The organism is Actinophytocola gossypii (genome assembly GCF_025165815.1).
GTDB lineage: Bacteria > Actinomycetota > Actinomycetes > Mycobacteriales > Pseudonocardiaceae > Actinophytocola > Actinophytocola gossypii.
In genome coordinates, this window is the sequence record NZ_JAFFZE010000010.1 from 363,021 (window position 1) to 389,387 (window position 26,367).

General features: G+C 72.7%; 24 protein-coding genes. 14 read left to right on the forward strand and 10 right to left on the reverse strand.

Annotation, left to right across the window (positions count from 1 at the left end):
* Nucleotides 1-35: 35 nt before the first annotated feature.
* Together JT362_RS12905 and JT362_RS12910 are read left to right on the forward strand one after the other, a co-directional pair.
* Nucleotides 36-572, forward strand: a complete 537-nt coding sequence (locus JT362_RS12905; RefSeq protein ID WP_260191373.1) for a pyridoxamine 5'-phosphate oxidase family protein — start codon at nt 36-38, stop codon at nt 570-572.
* Nucleotides 572-1,516: a pseudouridine-5'-phosphate glycosidase gene (locus tag JT362_RS12910; protein ID WP_260191374.1), complete on the forward strand. Its 945-nt coding sequence runs from the start codon at nt 572-574 to the stop codon at nt 1,514-1,516. Before JT362_RS12905 ends, JT362_RS12910 begins: the two co-directional genes overlap by 1 nt.
* On the opposite strand, the gene JT362_RS12915 is transcribed toward JT362_RS12910, so the two are convergent.
* The 3 genes from JT362_RS12915 to JT362_RS12925 are packed head-to-tail and all read right to left on the reverse strand — an operon-like array spanning nt 1,501 to nt 4,050.
* Nucleotides 1,501-2,454 (reverse strand): ABC transporter ATP-binding protein, encoded by a 954-nt coding sequence (locus JT362_RS12915; RefSeq protein ID WP_260191375.1) that lies wholly within the window; start codon nt 2,452-2,454, stop codon nt 1,501-1,503. The two genes, JT362_RS12910 and JT362_RS12915, sit on opposite strands and share 16 nt — an antisense overlap.
* Nucleotides 2,451-3,245 carry an ABC transporter permease gene (locus JT362_RS12920; RefSeq protein ID WP_260191376.1) on the reverse strand — a complete coding sequence of 265 codons (795 nt, stop codon included), beginning with the start codon at nt 3,243-3,245 and terminating at the stop codon, nt 2,451-2,453. The genes JT362_RS12915 and JT362_RS12920 overlap by 4 nt, the downstream gene beginning before the upstream one ends.
* Nucleotides 3,238-4,050, reverse strand: coding sequence for an ABC transporter permease (locus tag JT362_RS12925; protein ID WP_260191377.1), 813 nt, complete (start codon nt 4,048-4,050; stop codon nt 3,238-3,240). Before JT362_RS12925 ends, JT362_RS12920 begins: the two co-directional genes overlap by 8 nt.
* Before the next feature lie 42 nt (nt 4,051-4,092).
* Here JT362_RS12925 and JT362_RS12930 point away from each other — a divergent pair, with 42 nt between their 5' ends.
* A complete protein-coding gene (locus JT362_RS12930; RefSeq protein WP_260191378.1) occupies nt 4,093-4,989 on the forward strand; it encodes a carbohydrate kinase family protein in 897 nt (298 codons plus the stop codon).
* Here JT362_RS12930 and JT362_RS12935 read toward each other — a convergent pair.
* Nucleotides 4,961-5,287 carry a DUF3099 domain-containing protein gene (locus tag JT362_RS12935; protein WP_260191379.1) on the reverse strand — a complete coding sequence of 109 codons (327 nt, stop codon included), beginning with the start codon at nt 5,285-5,287 and terminating at the stop codon, nt 4,961-4,963. The two genes, JT362_RS12930 and JT362_RS12935, sit on opposite strands and share 29 nt — an antisense overlap.
* Nucleotides 5,288-5,388: 101 nt before the next feature.
* Here JT362_RS12935 and JT362_RS12940 point away from each other — a divergent pair, with 101 nt between their 5' ends.
* The 4 genes from JT362_RS12940 (at nt 5,389) to JT362_RS12955 (ending at nt 9,711) form a co-directional block, all read left to right on the forward strand.
* Nucleotides 5,389-6,126, forward strand: coding sequence for a class I SAM-dependent methyltransferase (locus JT362_RS12940; RefSeq protein ID WP_260191380.1), 738 nt, complete (start codon nt 5,389-5,391; stop codon nt 6,124-6,126).
* Nucleotides 6,127-6,157: 31 nt separating this feature from the next.
* Nucleotides 6,158-6,583 (forward strand): D-aminoacyl-tRNA deacylase, encoded by a 426-nt coding sequence (gene dtd, locus JT362_RS12945; RefSeq protein ID WP_260191381.1) that lies wholly within the window; start codon nt 6,158-6,160, stop codon nt 6,581-6,583.
* A 230-nt stretch (nt 6,584-6,813) separates the two neighbouring features.
* A complete protein-coding gene (locus JT362_RS12950) occupies nt 6,814-7,782 on the forward strand; it encodes a sigma-70 family RNA polymerase sigma factor (RefSeq protein WP_260191382.1) in 969 nt (322 codons plus the stop codon).
* Nucleotides 7,783-8,055: 273 nt separating this feature from the next.
* Nucleotides 8,056-9,711: a fumarate hydratase gene (locus tag JT362_RS12955; RefSeq protein WP_260191383.1), complete on the forward strand. Its 1,656-nt coding sequence runs from the start codon at nt 8,056-8,058 to the stop codon at nt 9,709-9,711.
* A 96-nt stretch (nt 9,712-9,807) separates the two neighbouring features.
* On the opposite strand, the gene JT362_RS12960 is transcribed toward JT362_RS12955, so the two are convergent.
* From JT362_RS12960 to JT362_RS12980, 5 genes are all read right to left on the reverse strand, one after another.
* Nucleotides 9,808-10,386, reverse strand: coding sequence for a hypothetical protein (locus tag JT362_RS12960; RefSeq protein ID WP_260191384.1), 579 nt, complete (start codon nt 10,384-10,386; stop codon nt 9,808-9,810).
* A gap of 91 nt (nt 10,387-10,477) precedes the next feature.
* Entirely contained in the window at nt 10,478-10,921 is a 444-nt protein-coding gene (locus JT362_RS12965; protein WP_260191385.1) for a hypothetical protein, read from the reverse strand.
* An 86-nt stretch (nt 10,922-11,007) separates the two neighbouring features.
* Nucleotides 11,008-13,683: a bifunctional acetate--CoA ligase family protein/GNAT family N-acetyltransferase gene (locus JT362_RS12970; RefSeq protein ID WP_260191386.1), complete on the reverse strand. Its 2,676-nt coding sequence runs from the start codon at nt 13,681-13,683 to the stop codon at nt 11,008-11,010.
* A gap of 1 nt (nt 13,684) precedes the next feature.
* On the reverse strand, nt 13,685-14,860 hold the full coding sequence (locus JT362_RS12975) for an acetoin utilization protein AcuC (RefSeq protein WP_260191387.1): 1,176 nt from the start codon (nt 14,858-14,860) through the stop codon (nt 13,685-13,687).
* Nucleotides 14,861-15,341: 481 nt separating this feature from the next.
* Nucleotides 15,342-16,196 carry a sulfurtransferase gene (locus JT362_RS12980; RefSeq protein WP_260191388.1) on the reverse strand — a complete coding sequence of 285 codons (855 nt, stop codon included), beginning with the start codon at nt 16,194-16,196 and terminating at the stop codon, nt 15,342-15,344.
* Nucleotides 16,197-16,364: 168 nt separating this feature from the next.
* On the opposite strand from JT362_RS12980, the gene JT362_RS12985 reads away from it, so the two are divergent.
* The 4 genes from JT362_RS12985 (at nt 16,365) to galE (ending at nt 19,454) form a co-directional block, all read left to right on the forward strand.
* A complete protein-coding gene (locus tag JT362_RS12985; RefSeq protein ID WP_260191389.1) occupies nt 16,365-17,060 on the forward strand; it encodes an iron-dependent transcriptional repressor DtxR in 696 nt (231 codons plus the stop codon).
* 26 nt (nt 17,061-17,086) lie between these two features.
* The gene (locus JT362_RS12990; RefSeq protein WP_260191390.1) at nt 17,087-17,218 is read left to right on the forward strand and encodes a hypothetical protein; all 132 of its coding nucleotides are present in this window, start codon (nt 17,087-17,089) and stop codon (nt 17,216-17,218) included.
* Entirely contained in the window at nt 17,215-18,411 is a 1,197-nt protein-coding gene (gene galK, locus JT362_RS12995) for a galactokinase (protein ID WP_260191391.1), read from the forward strand. The genes JT362_RS12990 and galK overlap by 4 nt, the downstream gene beginning before the upstream one ends.
* An 80-nt stretch (nt 18,412-18,491) precedes the next feature.
* Entirely contained in the window at nt 18,492-19,454 is a 963-nt protein-coding gene (gene galE / locus JT362_RS13000) for a UDP-glucose 4-epimerase GalE (protein WP_260191392.1), read from the forward strand.
* Nucleotides 19,455-19,702: 248 nt separating this feature from the next.
* Here galE and JT362_RS13005 read toward each other — a convergent pair whose 3' ends face one another.
* On the reverse strand, nt 19,703-20,755 hold the full coding sequence (locus tag JT362_RS13005) for a DUF4192 domain-containing protein (RefSeq protein ID WP_260191393.1): 1,053 nt from the start codon (nt 20,753-20,755) through the stop codon (nt 19,703-19,705).
* A 208-nt stretch (nt 20,756-20,963) separates the two neighbouring features.
* Between JT362_RS13005 and JT362_RS13010 the strand changes: the two genes are divergently transcribed.
* The 3 genes from JT362_RS13010 to JT362_RS13020 all read left to right on the forward strand — a co-directional run bounded on the left by JT362_RS13010 (nt 20,964) and on the right by JT362_RS13020 (nt 26,111).
* Nucleotides 20,964-21,584 carry a gamma carbonic anhydrase family protein gene (locus tag JT362_RS13010; protein ID WP_260191394.1) on the forward strand — a complete coding sequence of 207 codons (621 nt, stop codon included), beginning with the start codon at nt 20,964-20,966 and terminating at the stop codon, nt 21,582-21,584.
* Nucleotides 21,585-21,897: 313 nt separating this feature from the next.
* A complete protein-coding gene (locus JT362_RS13015) occupies nt 21,898-24,807 on the forward strand; it encodes a YfhO family protein (RefSeq protein WP_260191395.1) in 2,910 nt (969 codons plus the stop codon).
* Nucleotides 24,808-25,010: 203 nt separating this feature from the next.
* Nucleotides 25,011-26,111 (forward strand): glycosyltransferase family 4 protein, encoded by a 1,101-nt coding sequence (locus tag JT362_RS13020; RefSeq protein WP_260191396.1) that lies wholly within the window; start codon nt 25,011-25,013, stop codon nt 26,109-26,111.
* Nucleotides 26,112-26,367 lie beyond the last annotated feature (256 nt).

Genomic DNA, 26,367 nt, shown 5'->3' on the forward strand with positions numbered 1-26,367 from the left:
TCGCCGGAACCGGTGTGACGCGCGACAATCGTCGGATGACCGATCCAGCGAGCGACCCCGCTACCGAGCCGGAGGCGTCCCGGCCGTACATGCCGGGCTACGGCGTGCGGCCCTCCGAGCAGGGCACCGGGCTGCTGCCGTGGACCTGGGCGCTGTCCCGGCTGCGGGACAGCCACGACTTCTGGCTCGCCACGGTCTGGCCGGACGGCCGCCCGCACCTGACGCCGGTGTGGGGTGTGTGGGACGACGGCGGCCTGTGGTTCTCGGCGAGCCCCGGCTCCCGCAAGGTGCGCAACATCCGGGCCGGCTGCCGGGTCTCGATGTCGACCGAGGATCCGGAGAACCCGGTGGTGCTGGAGGGCGTCGCGGAGCTGGTGACCGACCACGAGCGGCTGGTCCGGTTCGTCGCGGTGGTCAACGTCAAGTACCGCACCGAGTACCCGGTCTCGTACTTCACGCCGGACCAGGCGGTGGTCGCGAAGGTCAACCCGGAGCGGGCGTTCGGCGTGGTGTCGACCGACTTCGACGGCTCCCCGACCCGCTGGACGTTCCCATCCGTATCCTCGGGGTGATGTCTGAGGTGGAGAGCGGGCGCATGCGGGTAGCCGAGGAGGTGTCGTCGGCGCTGGCCGGCGGCGGCGCGGTCGTCGCGCTGGAGAGCACGATCCTGGCGCACGGGCTGCCGCCGGGGCGCAACCGGAAGGTCGCCGCCTCGGTCGAGGACGCGGTACGCGCGGCCGGCGCGGTGCCGGCCACGATCGCCGTGCTGGACGGCCGCCTGCGCGTGGGCCTCGACGGGGCCGACCTGGACCGGGTGTGCGACCCGGACGCCGACCTGGCGAAGCTGTCGGCCCGTGATCTCGGCCCGGCGCTCGCGCTCGGCCGGGACGGCGCGACCACGATCGCCAGCACGACCCTGATCGCCAACGCGGCGGGCATCGGTGTGTTCGGCACCGGCGGCCTGGGCGGGGTGCACCTGCCGGCACCGGGCCAGACGGCGTCCTGGGACGTGTCCGCCGACCTGGACGTGCTGGGGTCCACACCGGTCGCGGTGGTGTGCTCCGGGGTGAAGTCGGTGCTGGACATCGCGGCCACCATCGAGGTGCTGGAGACCCGCTCGGTGCCGGTGCTGGGGTACCGGACCGACACGTTCCCGGCGTTCTACCGGCGCGAGTCGCGGTTCGGCGTGCCGTGGCGGGTGGACACGCCGGCGTCGGCGGCCTCGGTGGTCGCCGCGCACCGGAGCCGCGGGCCCGGCTCGGGGGTGCTGGTGGTGAACCCGGTGCCCGCCGAGCACGAGCTGGACGCCGACCTGCACGACCGGCTGCTCGCCGAGGGCATGGCGCGGGTGGCCGCGTCGGACGTGCGTGGCGGCGACGTGACCCCGGTGCTGCTGGAGCACTTCCACACCGCGAGCGGCGGCGCGTCGCTGGACGCGAACGAGGCGCTGGTGCTGGACAACGTGCGGGTGGCCGCCGAGATCGCGGTGGAGCTGGCCGCTCAGCGACCGGTGTAGAGGCGCGCGACCACGTCCTCGATCTCCGGTTCGAGCACCGACAGGTCCCGCAGCGGCACCACCTGGGCCAGCTGGGCCACCACCTCGCCCGCGGTGGCGCCGTCCAGCGACAGCGTCACCCGCAGCCCGTCGGCCTCCACCCGCTCCACCGACGCCCCGGGCAGCGTGAGGCCGTCCGGCCACGCGGTGTCGAGGTCGGCCACGACCCGCCGCTTCGACCGGTACGCGGCGTGCAGCTGCTCCACGGTGCCGTCGTGCACCACCCGCCCGTGGTCGATCACCACGAGCCTGCGGCACAGCTTCTCGATGTCGGCCAGGTCGTGGGTGGTGAGCACGATCGTGGTGTCGCCGGTCGCGTGCAGCTCGCCGAGGAAGCCCCGCACGGCCTGTTTGCTGAGCACGTCCAGTCCGATCGTCGGCTCGTCCAGGAACAGCACGCGCGGCCCGTGCAGCAGGGCGGCGGTCAGTTCCGCGCGCATCCGCTGCCCGAGCGACAGCTGGCGCACCGGGGTGTCCAGGAACGCGTCGAGGTCCAGCAGGGACCGGCACCGCCGCAGCCGGGCCGCGTGGTCGGCCGGCGGCACCCGGTAGACGTGCCGCAGCAGGGAGAACGACTCGGTGAGCGGCAGGTCCCACCACAGCTGCGACCGCTGCCCGAACACCACCCCGATTCGCCGGGCGAGCCGGGTGCGCTGCGGCACCGGGGTGAGCCCGCAGACCGACACCTCGCCCGCGCTTGGCGTGAGCACGCCGGTCATCATCTTCAGCGTGGTGGACTTCCCGGCCCCGTTCGGGCCGATGTAGCCGAGCAGCTCCCCCTCGGCCACGGTCAGGTCAACGCCGTCCACGGCGGTCACCACGCGCCGCTCCCGGCGCAGCCGGCCGAGCTTGCGCCACACGGTGAAGTCCTTGCGCAGCGCTGATGTCTGGATGATCACGATCCGGTACTCCGGTAGTGGCGGACACCGGTTCGCCAGAACAGCGCGGCGAGCCCGGCGGCGAACAGGGCGACCAGCGGCGAGCACCAGCGCAGCCAGTCCGGCACGCCGAGCGGGTCGGACCGGCCGAGCAGCGCGAGCGCCGGCAGGTAGGCGACGAAGGCGAACCCCAGGGCGTAGGCGAACACGCGCCGGAACAGGCCGCCGAAGACGGTCGTCGGGTAGGAGGCGAAGTCGCGGCCGCCGTAGGTGAACGCGTTCGCGAACTCGCCGGACTCGATCCACCAGAACGCCACGGTGGCGGCCCCGACGAAGATCGCGCCGAAGAACACCGCGGCCGACAGCGGCGCGAGCACCACGAGCACCGCGGCCGCCGGCGACCACGCGATCGGTGCCACCACGAGCGCGACGACGTAGATCACCAGCCCCTGGACCACCCGGCCGGCCCGGCGCGCGCTGAGGTCCATCGCCAGCAGTTGCCCGAGCGCCGACAGCGGGCGCAGCAGCACCGCGTCGAACAGGCCGCCACGCACGTAGATCCGCAGCCGCTCCACGTTCCCGACCGCGAAGTCGGCCAGCGGGAACCCGAGCGCGCAGATGCCGACCATCAGGAACACCTCACCCCCGCCGAACCCGCCGAGGCTGTCGTTCACGGTGAACAGCACGAACACCGTGGCCACGTCGAGCAGCGTGAGCACCGTGCTGAACACCAGCTCCAGCGTGAACGAGAACCGGTACTGCGTCTGGCTGCGCACCTGTGCGACCAGCAGGTGCCAGTACGGGCTAGCCACCCTGGATCACCAGCCGCCGGAGCCCCCGCCGCTGCACGATTCGGGCGAGCACCACGGTCACCGCGAGCCAGGCCAGCTGCCCGGCGAGCAGCGGACCCGCCGGCCCGCGTTCCACCAGCACGTCCAGCGGCGCCTGGAGCAGCGCGGGGAACGGGGTCGCCACCCACAGCAGCGTGACCAGCCAGTCCGGCAGCAGCGGCAGCGGGAAGTACAGGCCGCTGCCGGCGCCGGCCGCGAACATCCACAGCATGCTCACGCCGCGCACGTCCAGCAGCCAGAACGCGGTAAGCCCCACCAGGTACCGGCACAGCGAGCAGATCACCACGGCCATCGCGACCGACACCGCGAACGCCAGGTAGGCGACCGGGTTCGCCGGCAGGTACAGCCCGAACGCGAGCATGCCGACTCCCACCGGCACCACGAACCGGGTCAGCATCGCGTAGGCGGCGCGGCCGGCGTCGGTGGCGACGTAGGTGGTCATCAGGTCCATCGGCCGCAGCAGGTCCGACACGACGTCGCCGGAGCGCACCCGCTCGGCCAGGTCGAGCTGGTTCCAGAAGTTCACCACCGAGAGCAGGCCCTGCCCGACCCAGACGAACGTGGCGAGCTGCGCGCGGTCGTACCCGCCGGCCTCCCCCGCCACGCCGGCGACCGACAGCAGCACGTAGCAGCGCATGAACCCGAACACGGTGTTGGTGAACGCACCGGCGACCGTCGCCTGCCGGTAGGTCGAGTACCGCCGGAACCCCGCGCCGGCGACCGCGAGCACGACCCGAGCCGACCGGCTGGCGTTCGCCCCGGTCACACGGGTAGCCTCCGTCCGCTTCGGACCGTCGAGGGGGACATCATGAGCACGATCGTCGTGGTCGGGGACGCGGGGGTGGACGTCGTCGCCGCTCATGCCGCACCGGTCGTGCACGGCGGCGACTCGCGGGCGCGGATCGCGCTCACGACCGGCGGGGCCGGCGCGAACACGGCGGCGTGGCTGGCCTGGTGCGGGGCGGACGCGGTGCTGGTCGCGCGGGTGGGCGACGACGTGGCGGGGCGGCAGGCACGCGAGGAGCTAACCAAAGCCGGGGTGCGGTGCGCATTCGCTTTGGACCCCGACGCCGCGACCTGCTGTGTCGTGGTGCTGGTGGACGGCGGCGGCCAGCGCAGCATGCTGCCCGACCGGGGCGCGGGCGCCAGGCTGGCGCCGGCCGACCTCGATCCGGCGCTGCTCGCCGAGGCCGACCACCTGCACCTGTCCGGCTACGTGCTGCTCGACGCCTCGACCGAGCACGCGGGTCTGGCGATGCTGGCCGCGGCCCGCGACGCCGGCCTGACCACGTCGGTCGACCCGCAGTCGGCCGGCCTGATCACCGATCCGGAGGCGTTCGTGGAGCGGTTGTCCGGGGTGGACCTGCTGCTGCCGAACCTCGACGAGCTCGCGGCGCTGACCGGCTCCCGCGACCCGGAGAGCGCGGCGAAGCTGCTGGACGCGTTCGGCGCGGTGGCGGTCACCACCGGGCCGGACGGGGCGAGCTGGGTGGGGCGGGACGCGCGGGCGTCGGTGCCGGCGGCGCCGGGCGACTGCGTGGACTCCACCGGCGCGGGCGACGCGTTCGACGCGGGCGTGCTGACCGCGTGGCTGGCCGGCGAGTCACCGGCGGACAGCCTGCTGGCCGGGGTGCGGCTGGGCGCGCTCGCGGTCGGGCGGGTGGGCGCGCAGCCCCCTACCGACCGTCCGACTGACCGTCGATGACCGTGTGGCCAGGGCCTTCGATGGCCTTGGCCTCCCGCTGGTAGCGGTTGACCTCCTCGGCCTTGCGCGGCGCCCGGTCGTTGGCGATCAGCACCGCGATCCACGGCAGCGGGATCGACAGCAGCACGAACCCGAGGGCGAGCCACCACGTGTCGTGGAACAGGGCCGCGAGGACCAGACACGGGAAACGCAGCAGCATCATCGTCAGGTATTTGCGTTTGCGCGCCGCGAACTCTTCCTCGTACGACGGCGCCGCCTCGGTGATGAGTACCGGGGTGTCGTCCTGATCGCCCTTCACGACACCACCTCCCGGGGTCCATGCTGCCACTCCGTCGCCGGGATTGCGCCATCCGGGTGGAGATGGGTCGCCGGGCGGGGTGAACCAGGTATGAAGGTGACATGACGTTGAGCGGGTTCGACACCCGACTGGACCTGTTCCAGCAGCGCCCGCTGGAACGTCTCCGGTACGCGGTCACCGAGGCCAACCTGTTGCGGCACCTCGATCCCGCGCCGCAACGGGTGCTCGACGTGGCCGGCGGCAACGGCGTGGAGGCCGTGCGGCTTGCCGCGCTCGGCCACGAGGTCACCGTGCTCGATCCGGCCGGCGCGATGCTGCACCGGGCCATCGAGACCGCGGAGAGCCAGGACGTCGCCGACCGGCTGCACGTGGTCCAGGCGGGTGCGCTGGACGCGCCGGAGGTGCTCGGCGGGCACGAGTTCGACCTGGTGCTGTGCCACAACCTGCTGCACTTCGTCGACGACCGGGACGACCGCCACGAGGTGCTGGCCGCGGTGACAGCGCCGCTGCGCGAGGGCGGGCTGCTGTCGATCCTCGGCCCGAACGCGGACTTCGACCCGCTGCACGCGGTGGTCCGCGAGTTCGACCCGGACCAGGCCGTGCACGCGCTGTCCGGGGAGCGCGAGGCGCCGGCGGCGGAGCTGATCGCGCTGCTGGCCGGCGTCGGGTTCGCGGAGGTGGTCCGCTACGGGGTGCGCTGCGCGGCCGATCTGGTCGACCTGGCGCGGGTGGAGGACCCGGTGTTCCTGGCCGACCTGACCCGGCTCGAGGTCGCGATGGCCGACCGGATGCCGCAGCTGCTGACCGCGCGGTACTTCCACCTGGTCGCCCGCCGCTGATCCCCGTCGAGCGCCTGCCATCATCATCGCCGTGCGTGCGGTGGTGGCGAGGGTGACGTCGGCGAGCGTGACCGTGGGCGACGAGGTGGTCGGGCGGATCGACGAGCCCGGCCTGCTGGTGCTGCTCGGCGTGACGACCGACGACACCCGCGAGCACGCCGCGACCATGGCCCGCAAGTTGCACGAACTCCGCGTCCTGCGCGACGAGCAGTCGTGCGCCACGGCGGACGCGCCGCTGCTCGTCGTCAGCCAGTTCACTCTTTACGGTGACACCCGCAAGGGACGCCGTCCGTCCTGGACCGCGGCCGCCCGGCCGGAGACCGCCGAGCCGTTGGTCGACGCCGTGGTGGCCGAACTCGGCGCGCGCGGCGCGCGGGTGGAGACCGGCCGGTTCGGCGCGATGATGGCCGTGGAGTCGGTCAACGACGGGCCGTTCACGGTGCTCGTCGAGGTCTAGCACTCTCAGGGAAACCTCAGGTTTGGTGGAGCAACCGGTGTGGCGCGCGTGACGTCATCCAGTTGAGAACCCGGGAACGAAACGAACCACCCGAGCGTTTTGCAGAGTGTCCAGCCGAACACGGGGAACCCCAACCACAGCCACCGTTGGAGCCCGAGACCGGCGCACCGGACGTAGGCGCCGGTGTGTGACACACAGCACACCGACCCGCGAACAGGGGGAGGGAGAGCATGACGGTCCCACAACAGCGCGAGCCGGAGCCCAACGAGATCGATCTCGACTCGCAGGGCCCCGCGGCCGATCTGGTCCGCGTGTACCTGAACGGCATCGGCCGGACCGCGCTCTTGACCGCGGCCCAGGAGGTCGACCTGGCCAAGCGTATCGAGGCGGGCGTGTTCGCGCAGCACATGCTCGACTCGTCCGACAGCCCGGAGGGCACGGACAGCAGCGAGCTGCGCGCACTCGTACGCGACGGGCACCGCGCGAAGAACCACCTGCTCGAGGCGAACCTGCGGCTCGTGGTGTCGCTGGCCAAGCGGTACACCGGGCGCGGCATGCCACTGCTCGACCTGATCCAGGAGGGCAACCTGGGCCTGATCAGGGCGGTCGAGAAGTTCGACTACACCAAGGGCTTCAAGTTCTCCACGTACGCGACCTGGTGGATCCGGCAGGCCATCACCCGTGGCATGGCCGACCAGGGCCGCACCATCCGGCTGCCCGTCCACCTGGTGGAACAGGTGAACAAGCTGGCCAGGCTCAAGCGCGACCTGCACCAGCAGCTCGGCCGCGAGGCGACGAACGAGGAGCTGGCGTCCGAGGTCGGGCTGACCCCGGAGAAGGTCGCCGACCTGCTCGACCACGCGCGTGACCCGGTCAGCCTGGACATGCCGGTCGGCTCCGAGGAGGACGCCCCGCTGGGCGACTTCATCGAGGACGGCGAGGCCACCGACGCCGAGAGCGCGGTGATCTCCGGCCTGCTGCACGACGACCTGCGCCGCGTCCTCGCCACCCTCGACGACCGCGAGCAGTCGGTGATCCGGCTGCGCTACGGACTCGACGACGGCCAGCCGCACACGCTCGACCAGATCGGCAAGCGTTTCGGCCTGTCGCGCGAGCGGGTGCGCCAGATCGAGCGCGAGGTCATGTCGAAGCTGCGCCAGGGTGAGCGGGCGGAGAAGCTGCGCGCGTACGCGAGCTGAGAGCAACCCTTTCCGCCGCCGTTCCGTCCTGCTCTGTGGAAGCCTTCGCGGAAGCCATTGACATGTTCCCTCGATGGGGGCACGGTCGATGCACGAGACTACGCGCTGCGGGCGGTCGGTGACGGCCCGTAGCGCATTCCACGGGAGGTCGGGACGGCCGGGGGCCGCCCCGGCCTTCCGGCAACTGGTGGTCTTGCGCACCACCTCGGGGACGGCGTGGTGGTGGCGCGGTAACGTCGGGGAATCCCACCACGTGACAAGGGAGTCCCCGCTGTGACCGCCTCTTTCGACCATGTTGAGCTGCTGCCGATCGGCCAGGACGTCGACACCGAGTACCGGCTGGTGTCGCCGGACGGCGTGTCGACGGTCGAGGCCGCGGGGCGGACCTTCCTGCAGGTGGAGCCGTCCGCGCTGACGACGCTGGCGAAGGAGGCGGTGCGGGACATCCAGCACCTGCTGCGGTCCTCGCACCTGGCCCAGCTCCGGACGATCGTGGACGACCCGGAGGCCAGCGGCAACGACCGCTTCGTGGCGATGGACCTGTTGCGCAACGCCTGCATCTCGGCCGGCGGGGTGCTGCCGATGTGCCAGGACACCGGTACCGCGATCGTGATGGGGAAGCGGACCGAGAACGTGCTCACCGGCGGGGCGGACGAGGCCGCGCTGGCGAAGGGGATCTTCGAGGCGTACCAGGAGCTGAACCTGCGGTACTCCCAGCTCGCGCCGGTCAGCTTCTGGGAGGAGCGCAACACCGGGACGAACCTACCGGCGCAGATCGAGCTGTTCCACAAGGACGGCGGCAAGGCCGAGTACGAGTTCCTGTTCATGGCCAAGGGCGGCGGCAGCGCCAACAAGACGTTCCTGTACCAGGAGACCAAGGCGCTGCTGAACCCGACGCGGCTGGCCAAGTTCCTGGACGAGAAGCTCCGGAGCCTCGGCACCGCCGCGTGCCCGCCGTACCACCTGGCGATCGTCGTCGGCGGAACGTCGGCCGAGTACAACCTCAAGGTCGCCAAGCTGGCGTCCGCCAGGTACCTGGACACCCTGCCCCCGCAGGGTTCGCCGGGCGGCCACGCGTTCCGCGACGTCGACCTCGAACAGCAGGTGCTGGAGATGACCAGGCAGTTCGGCATCGGCGCCCAGTTCGGCGGCAAGTACTTCTGCCACGACGTGCGGGTGATCCGCCTCCCCCGCCACGGCGCTTCCTGCCCGGTCGGCATCGCCGTCTCCTGCTCCGCCGACCGCCAGGCCAAGGCCAAGATCACCGCCGACGGCGTGTTCCTGGAGCAGCTGGAACGGGATCCGGCCAGGTACCTGCCCGACGTGGTCGACGAGGACCTCACCGACGAGGTCGTCCGCATCGACCTCACCCGCCCCATGGACGAGATCCGCGCGACGCTGACCCGGCTCCCGGTGAAGACCCGCCTGTCCCTGAGCGGCCCGCTGGTGGTGGCCCGCGACATCGCCCACGCGAAGATCAAGGAGCGCCTGGACGCCGGCGAGCCGATGCCCCAGTACCTGCGCGACCACCCGGTGTACTACGCCGGGCCCGCGAAGACCCCGGAGGGTTACGCCTCCGGCTCCTTCGGCCCGACGACGGCGGGACGCATGGACTCCTACGTCGAGCAGTTCCAGGCGGCCGGCGGTTCGCAGGTGATGCTGGCGAAGGGAAACCGGTCCCGCCAGGTCACCGACTCGTGCCAGGCACACGGCGGCTTCTACCTCGGCTCGATCGGCGGCCCCGCGGCCCGGCTGGCCCAGGACTGCATCAAGCAGGTCGACGTGCTCGAGTACCCCGAACTGGGCATGGAGGCGGTGTGGAAGATCGAGGTCGAGGACTTCCCCGCCTTCATCGTCGTGGACGACAAGGGCAACGACTTCTTCGCCGGCACCTCCCAGCCGACCCTGCAGATCGCCTTCCGCCGCTGACCAGCGGGCCTGGCCGCGCTGCCCCCCATGACCCGCAACCCGGTGGCCCCGCAACCCGGTGGCCTCGGAGGCCGCGCCTGCCCGCGTTTCCGCTGGTCAGCGCCCGCTTTCGAGTCGAACCGTTCGGTCGCCCAGTGGCGCGTCCAGTGTGACCGTCACCGGGCGCGGGGTCATCACCGTCGTGCACATCCGACCGTCGGCGGGGCCGCCCTGTGGCTGCGGCAGCGGGCGCGTGGCGATCACGACCTCGCTCGCCGTTTCGGTCACGACCTCGCCCTCGACACCAGTGCAGCCGCTGGTCGCCATGGCGAACGTCTGCAGCGAGTAGCCGTCGTCGTACACCCACACCAGGCCGCGGTGCTCGTTGTACTCGGGCACGGCGCTCGCGTCGACCTGCTCGGCCGGCACCTGCCGCACGTCGGGCGGCACCACCGGGCCGGACGGCGACAAGGTCACCCGGGCGGCGGGGGTGCCCTTCGCCTCGGTGTCCCCCGGCGGGTCCTGCGGCTTGGTTTCCGGCGGGGTCCGGGTGACCTCCGGCGGGGTCGGCTCGGCCACCACGGAGCTGCGGTCCGTTCCCGCCGACACGTCGTCCCCACCGTCCCCGGTGCCCTGGCCGCAGCCGGCGAGGCCGACCAGGCCGGCGGCAGCGGCCGCGATCAGCAATGCCCTCATGGGGACAGGACGGTAGCGGCCGCCTCGCCGGTTGCACGGGAAGGTGCCCGGCCGCGCAGGGGCATACGCGGCCGGGCACCACGGGGGAAGGTCAGCGTTCGCGCTGGTCGTTCTTCAGCACCACCGTGCGGTCGCCGAGCGGCTGCTCGAGCTGGGTGGTCAGCTTCGGGTAGCGCAGGTCCATCGTGCACATCTTCGGTTCGCTCGGCACGGTCTCGATCATGGTGATCACGACCTGTGTCTCGTTCTGCACCGGCACCTCGAGGCTGGCCTTGCCGCAGCCGCCCTCCTGGGCGACGACGCCGACGCTGCGGCCGTCGTCCTCGGTCCACACCAGCACCGGGTAGCCCTTGGGCAGCCCGGAGGCGTCGATCCGGCCGGACTCGACCCGCTCTCCGCCGGACGGCGGGGTCCGCGCCGGCTGCTTGTCCGGTTCCGTGTCGGGCGGCGCTGAGGTCTGGGAGGTCTCGGTGGGGCGGGTGTCGCCCGCGCTGTCCTGGTTCTCCTGCGGGTTGGCGCAAGCGCTCGTCAGCAAGAGCAGAACGCCTGCGCCAACGACGGTTCCTAGGCGTTTCATGTGTGGAGGACGGGCCGTCGGGCGGGGCGCGTTGCACGCGGGCGCTAAACCCTACTTTCGTAGGACAGGGACCGGAGCCGGCGCGGTCCGGTGTCCTGCTTCGACGGTGGCGCGCCAACCCGCACCCGCGCGCGCAGCACCGCGGCTCCCACCGGCGTGGCGAGGACCGGTTCGAGGGCGAGCCAGCGCACGGCCGGCACGTCCTCGGCGAGCGCCGCGACCCGGACCACCAGGTCGGTGAGCGCGTCGAGGTCGACCGGTTCGTCGCCGAGGTACCCGGTCAGCAGGGGCGCCGCCTTGGGGGCACGGACGAGCGCGGCGGCGTCGACGTCGGTGAGCGGCACGGCCCGGTAGGCGCGGTCGCCGAGCAGGTCGCTGACCACACCGGACAGTCCGAACGAGACCAGCGTGCCGAACGACGGGTCGTCCTGCACGCCGATCGCGCACCCGGTGCCGCGGCGGGCCATCCGCTGCACGTACACGTCGTCCACGCCGGACAGCTCGGTCAGCTCGGCGTAGGCGGTGCGCACCGACTCCGGGGTGGCCAGGTCGAGCCGGACACCGACGAGGTCGGCGCGGCGCCAGAACCGCTCCCCCGTCGCCTTGACCGCGACCGGGAAGCCGAGTTCCGCGCTCGCCGTGACGGCGTCCTCTGCGCTGCCGGCGACCCGGTAGTCGACCACGTCGATCCCGTAGCAGGACAGCAGGGCCACGACATCCGCGTCGGCCAGCTCCACCATTCCGTCCACATCGGACAAGACGGCGGCGGTGAGTTCCCTGGCCCGGTCGGTGTCCGGGTTCTCCGGGCGGGCCGGCTCGCCCTGCGGCGCGGACCGCCAGGCGGCGTAGCGGGTGGCGCGGGCGAGCGCGAGCACGGCGCGCTCCGGGCTCGGGTAGCTCGGGATCGAGCCGCGGCCGGGTGCGCCGCCGGGGCCGGGCACGGCGAGCTCGGCCGGGATGCCCTCGGTGGCGAGGAACGTCGACACGATCGGCTTGCGCTCGTCCAGTTCGGCGACCGCGTCCCGCAGCGCGCGGGCGTAGGCGGCGCCCGGCGTGGTCAGCGGCGGCACGAACACGACGACCAGCGCGTCGACGTCCGGCCGCCGCAGGGTGTCGCGGACCGCGCCGGCGAGCACGTCCGGGCCGGCCGACGCGCCGACGTCGACCGGGCCACCGGCGAGCTCGAGGTCACGGGCGAGCGCGGCGTCCGCGGCGAGCACGCCGATCGCGGAGGAGTTGCCGACGATCCCGACCCGCCCGCCGCGCGGCAACGGCTGGTGGGCGAGCAGCAGCGCGGTGTCGAAGAGCTGGGCGAGCGACTCGACACGGATCACGCCCGCCTGCTCGAACAGCGCGTCGACGCTGGCCTCGTCGACCGGGACGGAGGTGGCGGCGAGCGCGGGCAGCACGGCGTTGCGGCCGGACTTCACCGCGACGATCGGCTTGACCCGCCCGAGCCGCCGGGCGAGCCGGGCGAACTTGCGCGGGTTGCCGAACGACTCGAGGTAGAGCAGCACGACGTCGGTGGCGGGATCGGTCTCCCAGAACTGGAGCAGGTCGTTGCCGGAGACGTCGGCCCGGTTGCCGGCGGAGACGAAGGTGGACAGCCCGAGCCCTCGCGCGGCGGCGTCGGCGAGGATCGCGGTGCCCAGTGCCCCGGACTGGCAGAAGAACCCGGTGCGGCCCTGACCGGGCAGCACGGGTGCGAGGGTGGCGTTGAGCCGCACCGACGGGTCGGTGTTGACCACGCCGAGCGCGTTCGGGCCGACGACGCGCATGCCGTGCGCGCGGGCCTCGGTGACCAGGCGGCGTTCGGCGCCCCGCCCGCTGGGGCCGGTCTCGCCGAAGCCGGAGGAGATGACGACGAGCGCCTTGACGCCCTTGGCGAGGCAGGCGTCCATCACCTCGTCGATGCTGGCCGCCGGCACCGCGACCACGGCGAGGTCGACCGGGCCTGGGATGTCGGTGACGCTCGGGTAGGCGCGGACGCCGCGGACGGAGCCGCGCTCGGCGTTGACCGGGTAGACGGGGCCGCTGAAGTCCGCGCGGAGCAGGTTGCCCAGCACGACGTAGCCGATCTTGTCGGGGTCGGCGGAGGCGCCGATGAGCGCGACCGAGCCGGGGTGGAGCAGGTTGTGCACGCTGCGTGCCTCGGCGGCCTGTTCGCGGGAGTGGGCGACGGCGACGGACTGCTCGGTGGGGTCGATGGCGAACTCGAGGTGGAAGACGCCCTCGTCCATGGCGCGGGTGAGCTGGTAGCCGGCGGCGCGGAAGACCCCGAGCATGGCGGAGTTCTCGGCCAGCACCTCGGCGACGAAGGTGCGGATGTCGCTCTCCCGCGCGGCCGCGGCGAGGTGTTCGAGCAGGATCGGGCCGAGGCCCCGGTTCTGGTGGGCGTCCTCGACGACGAACGCGACCTCGGCGGAGGGGCCGCCGTCGATGCGCTCGTACCGGGCGACCGCGACGATGTCGTCGCCGAGCAGGGCGATGAAGGCGACCCGGTCGTGGTGATCGACGGTGCTGAACCGTTTTAGGTCGCGCGGCGGGATCTGCGGATAGGCCCCGAAGTACCGCAGGTAGCGGGTGCGCTCGGACATGCGCCCGTGGAAGGCGAGCAGCGCGTCGCCGTCAGTCGGCACGATGGGTCTCAGGTGGACGGTGCCGCCGTCGGACAGCACCACGTCCGCCTCCCACCGCCGGGGGTAGTCGAACGGGTCCATGTCAGTCCCGTGGGTCGTCGGGATCCAGGCCGTGCAGGGGGAACACGGCCCGGCGGGTGTCGCGGATGCTGTTGTCGACCGGCTGGTCGACGGTGCCGTCCCACGGATCGTGGTCGGTGTCCTTGCCGTCGCCCATAGCGAGCGGGAGCTCCGCGGTGGGGGCGATCCGGTCGATCGTCGAGGTCCACTCCGGCGGCAGCACGGTCTTGGGGTCGACGTCACGGTCGAGCATGGTGGCGATGAGGTGGGTCCAGGACCGCGGGACGACGCGGAGCAGCTGGTATCCGCCACCGCCCGCGGCGAGCCAGTTGCCGCCGGCGTGGGTCTCGGCGAGGTCGCGCACGGTCTGGTAGATCCGCCGGTGCCCGTCGACGGACAGGGAGAGCGCGGCGAGCGGGTCCTCGTCGTGGGTGTCGACGCCGCACTGGCTGACCAGCAGTTGGGGCCGGAAGGCCGCGAGCAGCGAGGGGACGACGGCGTGGAAGGCCCGGAACCAGGCGCGGTCGTCGGTGTAGGGCGGCAAAGCGACGTTGACGGCGGTGCCCTCGGCTCCCGTGCCGCCGGTCTCGTCGGCGAACCCGGTGCCCGGGAAGAGGGTGAGCGGGTTCTGGTGGAGAGAGATCGTGAGCACGCGCGGGTCGTCGTAGAAGGCGGCCTGCACGCCGTCGCCGTGGTGGACGTCGGTGTCGACGTAGGCGATGCGGTCGTAGCCGTTGTCCAGCAGCCAGGAGATGGCGATCGCGGTGTCGTTGTAGACGCAGAACCCGGCGGCACGGTCACGCATGGCGTGGTGCAGCCCGCCGGCGATGCTGGCGGCGCGCTTGGTGGCGCCGGAGGCGATCTGGCGGGCGGCGAGCAGGGAACTGCCGACGACCATGGCGGAGGACTCGTGCATGCGGTCGAAGATGGGGTTGTCCGAGGTACCGAGCCCGTGGCCGACGTCCCACCCCGCCAACGGCGCCTCCCGGACGGCGTCGATGTAGCCGGCGTCGTGGACGCGGCGGATCTCCTCCTCCGGCGCCGCCTCCGGCACGAGCAACTCGACGCCGTCGAGGACACCGAGAGCGCGCGCCAGCCGAACGGTCAGCTCCAGCCGGATGGGGTTGAGGGGGTGTTCCCCACCCAGGTCGTAGCCGAGCAACGCCGAATCCCAGACAATCGCGGCTGGCAACACCATGCCGGCCACCTTATCCGTGCCCGCCGCCCCCGGCCGGTTTCACGCGGACGGTGGCCCGCGAAGGTGAGCGTCGCCGGGTTCGCCGGCCGGGGCAGTGCCGGCCGGGGCTAGCCAGCCAAGGCGGTGCCAGCCGGAGCGGTGCCGGCCAGGGGCGGTGCCAGCCAGGACGGTGCCAGCCAGGCCTGGCAGGCCAAGGCGGTGCCAGCCGGAGCTGGCCGGCCGAGGCTGTGCCGGCCAAGGCGGTGCCAGCCGGGGCTGGCAGGCCAAGGCGGTGCCGGCCGGTTGCACGAGTGGTCGGCGCGTGACAGTCGTCGCGGGAACCGTCTCGGCGTGTGGCAGTCGTCGCGGGAACCGTCGACGCTCGGTACCGAGTCAACCGGTACCGGGCCAGCCGGTGTTCGCACGTCCGATTCGGCATTTGGCCGGCGGTGTCGAACCCATCGCCCCGTTGCGAGTCGGGCGAACCGTGTGCGTTCGGTAGTCAGCCGGGGTGTGGGCCCGTGGCGGCGGGGCGGTCGGGGTCGGCGCTCCACTCCGACCACGAGCCGACGTACAGGTGTGCCGGTGCCAGCGGGGTCGTGATTCCGGCGACCTCGAGTGCCAGGACCACCGACGCCGCGGTCACGCCGGAGCCGCAGTAGGCGCCGACGGGTGTGCCGGCGGACACGCCCGCGGCGGCGAACCGCTCCGCGAGTCGGGCGGGTGGATGCCAGCGGCCGGTGTCGGCGACGTGGCCGGCGAACGGTGCGTTGACCGCTCCGGGGATGTGCCCGGGCCGCGGGTCGATCGGCTCGACGTCGCCTCGGTAGCGTTCCGGCGCGCGGGCGTCGACCAGCACGCCGTCGCGTGCGAGGGCGGCCGCACCGGGCGCGTCGAGGACCGGCATGCCCCCGGGACGCACGGTCAGGTCGCCCGGCTCCGGGTTCGGCGTCGCGGTGGTGACCGGGCAGTGCTCGGCGCTCCAGGCCGCGAAGCCGCCGTCGAGGACGCTCACCCGCTCGTGTCCCGCCCAGCGCAGCAACCACCATGCCCGCGCGGCCACCGAGCCGTTGTCGGCGTCGTAGACCACGACCGGCCGGTCGTGGCGCACGCCGGCGGCGCGGAGCGCGCGCTGCAGGGCGTCCGGTTGGGGCAGCGGGTGCCGGCCGCCGGCACCGGGCGGTCCGGCCAGGTCGGCGTCCAGGTCGAGGAAGACCGCGTTGGGCAGGTGGCCTCGGTCGTAGTCCTCGCGGCCCGGCGGGCCGCCCAGGCGCCAGCGCACGTCCAGCAGGACGGGCGGCTGCGGGCCGGCGAGTGCGGCGGCGAGTTCGGTGCAGGACACGAGAGGAGTGGTCACCGCGTCATTCTCGCCGTGACCGACCCGGTGGCATCCTCCTTTCCGCCGTTCGGTCCAATCGGTCGTGGCTTTCGTGCCGGTTCGGGCGTTGCGCGCTCACCCTGTGCGACCACACACCTGGTCCGGGCGGGCGAACGACTACCATGGATGTCGACGAAGGGGAATGGCGTGAACGAGCTCATCGACACCACCGAGATGTACCTCAAGACGATCTACGAGCTCGAGGAGGAGGGCGTCGTCCCGCTGCGTGCCAGGATCGCCGAACGTCTCGGCCAGAGCGGTCCGACGGTGAGCCAGACGGTGGGCCGGATGGAGCGCGACGGGCTGGTCGTCGTCTCCAGTGACCGGCATCTCGAGCTCACCGACCACGGTCGCGCCCTCGCTGTCACCGTCATGCGCAAGCACCGCCTCGCCGAGCGGCTGCTCGTGGACGTGATCGGCCTGGAGTGGGAGCACGTCCACAGCGAGGCGTGCCGCTGGGAGCACGTGATGAGCGAGGCCGTCGAGCGCAAGCTGGTGAAGCTCCTCGGCCACCCGACCACGTCCCCGTACGGCAACCCGATCCCCGGCCTGGACAAGCTCGGCGAGGGCGAGCCGGCGCCGCCGGTCGACGCCGACCTCGTCCGGGTCGACGACGTGGCCCGCCGAGGCGGCGGCAAGGTCGAGATCCGCCGCATCGCCGAACACGTCCAGCTCGACCCCGACCTGATGGCCGAGTTGAAGGCCGTCGGCGTCGTTCCCGGCCAGACGGTCAACGTCGGTCCGTCCAAGGGCGACGGCCACACCATCGAGGTCTCGAGCGACCACTCCTCCACTGAGGTTCCGCCCAGCGTGCTGCACGCCGTGCTCGCCCGGGCCAAGTGACCTGACCGCGAGTGCCCTGACCGTGAGTGACCGGCCGACGGGTGACCGTCTGGCAGGTGACCCGCTGGCGTGAGCGGGCGGGTGAACGGGTGGACCAGCGGCACGACCAGCGGCACCGGAGGAACGACCGGGAGGACGACCAGGGGTGGACCGAGTGAGCGAACCCGCCGGGAGCGGCGGGGTACCTGAGCGCGCCGCCACGGTGTTCGAGCAGCTGCACGGGCAGGCCCCCACCGGGGTGTGGTCCGCGCCGGGCCGGGTGAACCTGATCGGCGAGCACACCGACTACAACGACGGCTTCGTGCTGCCGTTCGCGCTGCCGTTCCGGATCGCGGTGGCGGCGCGGGCCCGCGCCGACGGGAAGCTGGCGGTCACCACGATCGGTGACGACGGCCGCCCGCAGCGGGCCGAGCCGGTGGCGGTGGACGCGCTCGAGCCAGGTGTCGTCACCGGGTGGGCCGCGTACCCGTCCGGGGTGAGCTGGGTGCTGCGTCACGAGGGCTTCCTTTCCGGAGCTGATCTGGTGATCGCCGGCGACGTGCCGGCGGGGGCGGGGTTGTCCTCCTCCCATGCGTTGCAGTGCGCCACGGCGCTGGCGCTGTTGGGTCTGTCGGGCGTCGAGCTGGACCAGCCGGGCGCGCCGAGCAGGACCGAGGTCGCCTCCTGGGTGCAACGGTCGGAGAACGACTTCGTCGGCGTACCGACCGGCCTGCTCGACCAGACCGCGTCGCTGTGCTGTGTCGAGTCGCACGTGCTGTTCCTCGACGTCCGCTCCGGGGCCATGGAGCAGGTGCCGTTCGACGCGGCCGCGGCCGGCTTCGACGTGCTGGTGATCGACACCAGGGCCCGGCACTCGCACGGCGAGTCCGGCTACCGGGAGCGCCGCGCCGGCTGCGAGCGCGCCGCCGAACTGCTCGGGGTGGCGGCCCTGCGCGACGTCGATCCGGCCGGTCTCGACGACGCGCTGGCCCGGCTGCCCGAGGAGCTCCGTCCCCTGGTCCGGCACGTGGTGACCGAGAACGACCGCGTGCGGCGCACGGTCGAGCTCCTGCGTGCCGGCCGGCTCGCCGACACCGGCGACCTGCTCAGCGCCTCGCACGTGAGCCTGCGCGACGACTACCGGGTGTCCTGCCTGGAGCTGGACGTGGCCGTGGACGCCGCGCTCGCCGCCGGAGCGCTCGGTGCCAGGATGACCGGCGGCGGGTTCGGCGGCTCCGCGATCGCGCTGGTGCCGCACGCGGAGCGGGACGCCGTCGGCGACAAGGTGCTCGCCGCGTTCGCGGAACGCTCGCTGCCCGCGCCAGGCCTGTTCACGGCGGTGCCCGCGCGGGGCGCGGGGCGGGATCGCTGACCCCTGGGGCGACCGGCACACTGTGCACCGCACTGACCGAGCGGGCGTCGGCCCGCGAACCTGAGGAAGCGAGGACCGCGGTGAAGCTGCTCGTGACGGGCGGGGCCGGGTACGTCGGGAGCGTCTGCGCGGCGCGGCTGGTCGAGTCCGGCCACGAGGTGGTGGTGCTCGACGACCTGAGCACCGGCCACGCGGACGCCGTGCCCGAGGGCTGCCGGTTCGAGCGGGGCGACCTGGCCGAGGCGGCCGGCGACCTGCTCGCCGAGGGCTTCGACGGGGTGCTGCACTTCGCGGCGAAGTCGCTGGTGGCCGAGTCGATGCAGGACCCCGCGTTGTACTGGTCGGGCAACGTGCTCACCTCACTTCGCCTGCTGGAGGCCGTCCGCCGGGCGGGGACGCCCCGGCTGGTCTTCTCGTCGACGGCCGCGGTGTACGGCGAGCCGGAGCAGGTGCCGATCCCCGAGGGAGCCGCCACCCGGCCGACGAACACCTACGGCGCGTCCAAACTCGCCATCGATCACGCGATCACCTCCTATGCCACCGCGTACGGTCTGTCCGCGGTGAGCCTGCGGTACTTCAACGTCGCCGGCGCGTACGGCGCCTACGGGGAGCGGCACACCACCGAGACGCACCTCATCCCGCTGGTGCTGCAGGTGGCGCTCGGGCAGCGTGCGGCCATCCACGTGTACGGCGAGGACTACCCGACCGAGGACGGCACCTGCATCCGCGACTACATCCACGTCAGCGACCTCGCCGACGCGCACCTGCTGGCACTGGAGCACGCCGCGCCCGGCACGCACCGGATCTACAACCTGGGCAGCGGCACGGGCTTCTCGGTGCGCCAGGTCGTCGAGGCCTGCCGGTCGGTGACCGGGCACCCGGTGCCGGCCGAGGTGAAGGGCCGCCGGGCGGGCGACCCGGCCTCGTTGGTCGCGTCCAGTGAGCTGGCGAAGGCCGAGCTCGGGTGGAAGCCGCAGCACACGGACCTCGAGGGGATCGTGCGGGACGCCTGGGAGTTCGCGCGTTCCCGGGCCGAGCGCTGACCTGAGGCCGAGCTCGTCGGTCGATCAAGCATCGCCGCGCGAGCCCGCGGAGGCAGCGAGGCGTCCACCTGGTCCCTACTCGAACGCGCTCGCCGGTTCCGTCCGGCCCCGCTCGATGACCGATGCCGGACGCCCGTGGCCGGGTGGCTCGTTCGGCGCGGGCAGACGGGGTCGGGTGCGGCGAGTCGGCTGTGGACGTGGGGGCGCCTCGTGGTGCCTCGGCTTCGGGCGATCGGCGGTGGGGGCGGTCAGTTGTCGGGAACATCTCGGGTCGGCTCCGTTCGGGTGTGGGCGCGTTCGATGCTCTTGCCGAGCATCGTGCGGAGGACGTCGGGTGGGGTGCCTCGGTCGAGGGCTTCGCGGAGGAGTGGGGCCAGGCGGTGGTCGGGGTCGGCGTCCATGGCGACTTCGAGGGCCATGCCGGCGAGTACGGCCGCGCCGCGCAGGTAGGCGCACAGGGCCAGCAGGAACGCCGGTTCGGCGCGTTCTGGGACGGGCATGGATCTGGTCAGGACCAGCCACAGGCGTTCGGCCGGTAGCGCCCACTCGGTGATCGACAGGGCGAGACACGTGTCGCGGACCTGGGCGTGGCACAGGGCGGCGCCGAGGCGGACGAGCCGTTCGTCGTCGATGGCGGGGGACGCTCGGGACGTGGTCGCCTCGACGGCGGCCAGCACGTCGGCGGTGAGGTCGTCGGGGTGTGGGTCGCTGTCGGCCAGGGCGGCCAGCAGGTCGGCCCGGTGCGCCACGCGGTCCTCGTGGTCGGGGGCGAGCAGGGCGGCCATGTCGGCGCGGCTGGGGTAGGTGACCGAACCGTCGATCGTCTGGAGCACGGCCAGGGTCGAGGTCCGGGGATCGTGCACCTGGCCGGTGCACTCCTCCTCCTCGTAGCACCACCAGGTCGCGTCGCGGGCGATCAGCGGCACCCACGCGGAGTGCACCAGGCGGATGCCGAGGCCGGACAGCTCCTCGGTCAGGATCCGCGCGAGCTCGCGGTGCGGCAGGTCGGGTGGATCGGCGTCGCCGCCGCCGACGACCACGACGGCCGTGGCGACGACGTCGTTCTGGTCGAGCGCGCCGCACAGTTGGTGGACCAGGTCGCGTCCGTCGGCGGGATCCGGCAGGTCGATGCGGACGGTGGGGCCGATGCGGTACCCGTCCGCGTGGGAGAAGGTGACGAGTACGAGCGAGTCGGTCGGGTGGAAGCCGAGCAGGCCGGGGATGCCGGCGATCAGCTCACCGAGTTCGTCGAGGCGGATCACGGTGGGCGGTGGGAACGGGGGTGCGAGTGGAGACGTCATGCATTCACCATGCGGGAGAACGGGCGGGTTCGGGGGTGGGCGGCCGCGAACTGTGGACAACCGGAGGGGTTGTGGACAACTCGGTCGGAGAGTGGCCGTGACGGGCGGAAATGTCGGTGGTGGGTGCTACCCTGCCGCGCCCCGGGCGACCGGCGACGGTGTCCGAAATCCGCCAGCCCGGCGTGCCTGGGCCGACGAGCATCGGAGCATGTTGATTCGACACCGGGACGCCGAGCCGACCGTGGACCCGACCGCCTGGGTGGCGCCGAACGCGACGCTGGTCGGCGACGTGCGATTGGGTCCGAGGGCCCGTGTTCTGTACGGGGCGGTACTGGACGCCGAGGGCGCGAGCGTGACGATCGGGGAGTCGGTGGTGGTGTCCGAGCACGCCGTGCTGCGGGCGACCGCGGTCACCGACGAGGACCGCCCGGTGGTGCTGGGCGACCACGTGTTCGTCGGTCCGCACGCGACCGTGCTGGGTGCGACGGTCGGGCGCTGCGTGTACCTGGCGGCGCAGGCGACCGTGCTGCAGGCCGCGCGGATAGGGGACGGCGCGTGCGTGGCGGTCGGCGCGCTGGTGCACGCGCGGAGCGTGGTACCGGCGGAGTTCTTCGTCCCGCCGCACACGACGGCGCTGGGTGACCCGGTGCGGGTGCTGCCGGCGGACGGTGCTGGCGAGTTGGCGGACGCGATCCGCGAGGTGGGGTTCGCGGACGCCGCGTTCGGCGTGCGTGACCGGTGGGAGGACAAACTGACCCGGTACCGGCGGGTGGCCGAGGTCCGCTCGGCCGAGTACGCCGCGCACGAGGGGGACACCGTCGTGGGTTGACCATCGTGGGCTGACGGTGACCGGGCCGAACGTGGGGCCGGCGGGAGCCATCGGCGGGAGTACCGCGCACGCCCAGGACACCGCCATCCGACGGCGGTGGGCCGACGCCGGACAGGTGCCGTCGGCGGGAGTACGCCGCACGAATCGGGGCTACGTCGTGGGCTGACGGGTGCCGCCAGTGTGGGGCCGGGCGGGCGCCAGGAAGGTCGAGAGTGGACGCCCGGTAGAGTCGCCCGGTCCGCGTCGCGCGCGATGATTCGGCCTCGCGTTCTACCGCGGCGGGCGTCACGTACCGAGCCGGAAGCTGAGAAGGATGTCCGAACGGACCGAAGTACCGTCATCGCCGGGTGCTGTCGCGGCCGGGGACTCGACCGAGGACACCGGCGCGCCCGCCGCGACTCGGCGGAGACGGTTTCCGCGTCCGCTGACCGGGATCACGCTCATCGCCGCGGTGTTCTTCATGCTCGCGAGCATCGGCACGCCGCTGCTCGGTACCTCGGTGTTCGCCGCCACGGACGAGTTGTCCAGATTCAGTCCGTACTACGACAGTGGGCTCGCCGGGATCCCGGTGCAGAACACGTACATGGACGACACGTACGACGCCATCATGCCGAACACGATGCTGTACGTCGACTCCGTGCTCGACGGCAACCCGGCGCAGTGGAACCCGTACAACTCCGGCGGCACCCCGCTCGGCGCGATCCCCACCTACGCGGTCTTCTCCCCGCTGACCATCCCCTACTACCTGCTCCCCGACTGGCTCGCGCCCGCCTACGCCAAGCTGCTCGAACTCGCCGTCGCCCTCCTCGGTGGCTACCTCTTCCTGCGCCGCCTCAGTCTCAGCCGGCCCGCGGCGATCCTGGGCGGGATGGTGTTCACCAGCTCGGCCTTCATGATCATGTGGACGAACTGGCCGCAGACCCGGGTCGCCGCGATGATCCCGTGGGTCTTCTGGGCGGCCGAGCGGCTGGTGCAGCGGCGACGGCCGACCGACGCCGTACTGCTCGCCCTCCCGGTCGCGTTCATGCTGCTGGCCGGCTTCCCCGCGGTCACCGCCCTCACGCTGATGTCCGTCGGGGTGTACTTCCTCGTCCGAGTGTTCGCCGAGTACTGGGGCCAATGGCGGCGGCTCCTCGGGGTCACGGCGGGGGCGGCGGGCGCGGTCGCGGCCGGTGCCGCGTTGTCGGCCGTCCAGTTGCTCCCGTTCGCCAAGTTCTACGGAGGGTGGCTGATCGAGGGTCGCTCGCAGGGGGCGGACGAACACCTCGGGTTGCCCGAACTGACCACGGCGATCGCTCCGCACGCGATGGGCAGCATCAGCCGGTCCGACCCGCCGATCTGGTACCTGCCGCACTTCGGGCGGAACATGGTCGAGGCCATGTCCTACGTGGGCGCGGCCGCGGTCGTGCTCGTGCTCGTCAGCGTCGTGCTGGCGCGGACCGGCCGGTCGCTGCTGCCGCGCGGTGCCTGGTGGGTACTGGTCGGCATGGCCGTCGCCTGGTTCGCTCTCATCTACCTTCCCGGCCCGCTCGCGCTCGTGAACGACCTGCCGGTGTTCTCCAGCAACTACATCGGCCGGGCCCGCAGCGTGCTGGGCATGCTGCTCGCCGCCCTCGCCGCGATCGGTTTCGAACTGCTGCTGCGCAACCGCACGCGGGTGGTCGCCGCGCTGCGGGCGGCGAAGCTGCGCGTGGTCTACGGCGTGCTCGTGGTGCTGGGGGCCGTGGCGGGGATCGTCGTCGTGTGGCGCGCCGGCCTGGAAGCGGCGAGCAGCCGGGACGCCGCGGCCGGCACCGATCCGGTGAGCCGGGTCGACCACCTCAACGAGCAGATGCTGATCGGGCTCGGCTTCCTCGGGCTCGCGGTGCTGGGCGCCGTCCTGCTCTACGCCACCGCGGGCCGGACGGGTCTGGGCTGGCGGGTGACCCGGTTCGGAGCGGCCGCGGTCCTGCCCGTGCTGGTCGCGGTGCAGGGGTTCTCCCTCACCAACGCCTACTACCCACGGGTGGACAAGGACACGTTCTACCCGACCACCGACGTGCACGCCTTCCTCGCGGAGAACCTCGGCCACCAGCGGTTCACCGGTACGGGCAACGCGATGATCATGGGCGTGGACACCGCGAAGAAGCTGCGCGCGCTGACCGGTCACACGTTCATCGACGAGAACTTCGCCGAGTTGGTGCGCGGCATCCCGCGCGACCCGATCCCCTACCCGACGCACATCAGGCTGAAGCCGACCATGGACGTCGCCAGCAGTCCGGTCCTCGACCGGCTCGGCGTCCGGTACTTCGTCACCTCGCCGCGGAGCTGGATCTTCGGCGCGCCGAGGATCGCGCGCGGCGACGGGTCACCGGTCACCGTCGCGGACGGGACCGCCGTGTCGCGGCCGGTGCCGGGCACCGGGCCGGTCCGCGCGGTCGGGTTCGTTCCGACCACGTCGATCCCCGAGCAGGACGTCGACCCGGACCGGCTGGTCGAGGTCGTGGTCACCGACGCCAGCGGCGCGACGGTCGCGACCGCGCAACGCCTCACGCACGAGATGACCGCGAACGAGCCGTTCCTGATCCCGGTGGACGCCGACGACGTTCCCGCCGACGCCAAGCTCACCGCGACGTTCACGCTGCACACCGGCGCGGCGCTGACCGTCCGGGGCGCGGACGGCGCGATGGCCGTGTCGAAGGTGATGCCGGCCGACGACGGGCTGACGGTGGCGCACGCCGGGTCGTCGGTGGTCTGGGAGCGGACCACGGCACTCCCCCGGATCCGCTGGGCCTCGTCCGCGATCAGCACGCCCTACCCGAACGAGCGGGTGCGGTTGCTGGCCGGTGGCGCGGTCGACCCGGACCAGGTCGTGCTCAACGAGCACGGCGCTCCGACCGACGGGGAACCGGCCGACGTCGAGGTCACCCAGGACGGCTTCGACGTCATCGAGGCCACCGTCGATGCCCGGGGCGCCGGGTACCTGGTGGTGGCCGACGCCCTCCAGGCCGGGTGGGAGGTCACCGTCGACGGCGAGCCGGCGGAGCTGGTGCCGGCCGACCACGGCGTGGTGGCGGTCGCGGTGCCGGAGGGCCGGCACACCGTGTCGCTGCGCTACGCCGCCCCCTACGACAACGCGGGGCTGTGGCTGACCGTGGGTACCGGTGTGGTGCTCGTCGGCCTGGTGGTGCTCGACCAGCTGCTGCTACGCCGTCAACGCCGCCGTCCGGGCCCGACGGAGTGAACCGCTGCCGAGCGTGACCAGGCTCGGTACCCGCTGGAGCAGGGCCGACGTGGGTCCGGGATCATGGCCCACACTCCGCCCACTACGGACAGTGAGTTCGGTGTACCGCGGTGTACATACCTCGATAACGACGCCATAACAGCTGCGCTACTCTGTCGCACCTGCCGTGGAGAGGTTCACCCGGACGCAGGGACCAAGCTGCCATGCGGATTGCCGTCATCGGACCCACCCACCCCTACAAGGGCGGAATCGCTCAGTACACCACCGAGCTCGCCCACCGGCTGACCGCGCTCGGGCACGAGGTGCGGTTGGAGTCGTGGTCGCACCAGTACCCGTCGCGCCTGTACCCGGGCCGGCTGACCATCGACAAGCCGGAGCTGCCCCCGTTCCCCCGCACCCACCGCCGGCTGTCCTGGCGGCGGCCGGACTCCTGGTACGCCTGCGGCCGCCGCCTCCGCGACCACGACCTGGTCGTGCTCGTCGTGGCGAGCCCGGTGCAGATGCCCGCCTACCGCGGTGTCCTCGCCGGCCTGGGCAGGCGAAGACGGGCGCGCGTGGTCACCCAGTGCCACAACGTGCTCCCGCACGAGCGGCGACCGTCCGACGAGGCACTGATCAGCGGGTTGCTCACCCGGGTCGACGGGGTCCTCACGCACTCCGACGACCAGGCGCGGATCGCGACCTCGCTGACCGGCGTTCCGGTCGTGGCCGAGCAGCTGGCGCCGCTGGTGGTCGCGCGCGCGACGAGCCGGGTGTACGACGGGGCGCTGCACCGGCGGCTGCTGTTCTTCGGTCTGGTGCGGCCGTACAAGGGGGTGGACGTGCTGCTGCGGGCGCTGGCCGCGGGCCCGCCGGACGTGGCGCTGACCGTGGCGGGCGAGTTCTGGGGCGACACGCCGGCGGTGGCCGACCGGATGGTGCGGGAGCTCGGGCTGAGCGGGCGGGTCGAGCTGCGGCCGGGGTACGTGGAGGCCGAGCAGGTGCCGGCGCTGTTCCGCGGGGTGGACGCGCTCGCCCTGCCGTACCGGTCGGTCACGGCGTCGGTCAACCCGTACCTGGCGTTCGAGCACGGCGTCCCGGTGATCGCGAGCCGGATCGGCACGCTGCCCGACGACGTGCAGGACGGTGTCGACGGCCTGCTGGTGGTACCCGACGACGTGGACTCCCTCACCTCGGCACTGCGCCGGCTCTACACCGACGACACGGCGCTGCGGCTGCGCGCCGCCGTCTGCCCGCCGGACGCCGAGCCGCAGTGGAGCCGCTACCTGAAGGCGCTGACGTCGTTCGCGGAAGATCGCCAGTGAGCGCGGGCGCGCCAAGCGCCGAGCACGTGACGAGGGAAGCCGGCGGGTAGCGGAGGAGCGCAGCGAACCATGAACACCCTGAGCGCAGCGACGCAGCGTCCGCCGGCTGGACTGACGAGCAGCGCAGCCGTGAGGAACGAACGGCGAGCAGCGCAGGAGGGAAGCCGGCGGGTAGCGGAGGAGCGCAGCGAACCATGAACACCGTGAGCGCAGCGACGCAGCGTCCGCCGGCTGGGGCGGGACCTTGAGGTGGGTT

Excerpts from the sequence above, each read along its gene's own strand:
- JT362_RS12950 (WP_260191382.1), top strand. The coding sequence starts at position 6,814 with ATGACGGTCCCACAACAGCGCGAGCCGGAGCCCAACGAGATCGATCTC.
- JT362_RS12975 (WP_260191387.1), bottom strand. The coding sequence starts at position 14,860 with ATGGTGTTGCCAGCCGCGATTGTCTGGGATTCGGCGTTGCTCGGCTAC.
- JT362_RS12970 (WP_260191386.1), bottom strand. The coding sequence starts at position 13,683 with ATGGACCCGTTCGACTACCCCCGGCGGTGGGAGGCGGACGTGGTGCTG.
- JT362_RS12930 (WP_260191378.1), top strand. The coding sequence starts at position 4,093 with ATGAGCACGATCGTCGTGGTCGGGGACGCGGGGGTGGACGTCGTCGCC.
- JT362_RS12905 (WP_260191373.1), top strand. The coding sequence starts at position 36 with ATGACCGATCCAGCGAGCGACCCCGCTACCGAGCCGGAGGCGTCCCGG.
- JT362_RS12940 (WP_260191380.1), top strand. The coding sequence starts at position 5,389 with ATGACGTTGAGCGGGTTCGACACCCGACTGGACCTGTTCCAGCAGCGC.
- JT362_RS13020 (WP_260191396.1), top strand. The coding sequence starts at position 25,011 with ATGCGGATTGCCGTCATCGGACCCACCCACCCCTACAAGGGCGGAATC.
- JT362_RS13015 (WP_260191395.1), top strand. The coding sequence starts at position 21,898 with ATGTCCGAACGGACCGAAGTACCGTCATCGCCGGGTGCTGTCGCGGCC.
- JT362_RS12960 (WP_260191384.1), bottom strand. The coding sequence starts at position 10,386 with ATGAGGGCATTGCTGATCGCGGCCGCTGCCGCCGGCCTGGTCGGCCTC.
- JT362_RS12910 (WP_260191374.1), top strand. The coding sequence starts at position 572 with ATGTCTGAGGTGGAGAGCGGGCGCATGCGGGTAGCCGAGGAGGTGTCG.
- JT362_RS13005 (WP_260191393.1), bottom strand. The coding sequence starts at position 20,755 with ATGACGTCTCCACTCGCACCCCCGTTCCCACCGCCCACCGTGATCCGC.
- JT362_RS13010 (WP_260191394.1), top strand. The coding sequence starts at position 20,964 with ATGTTGATTCGACACCGGGACGCCGAGCCGACCGTGGACCCGACCGCC.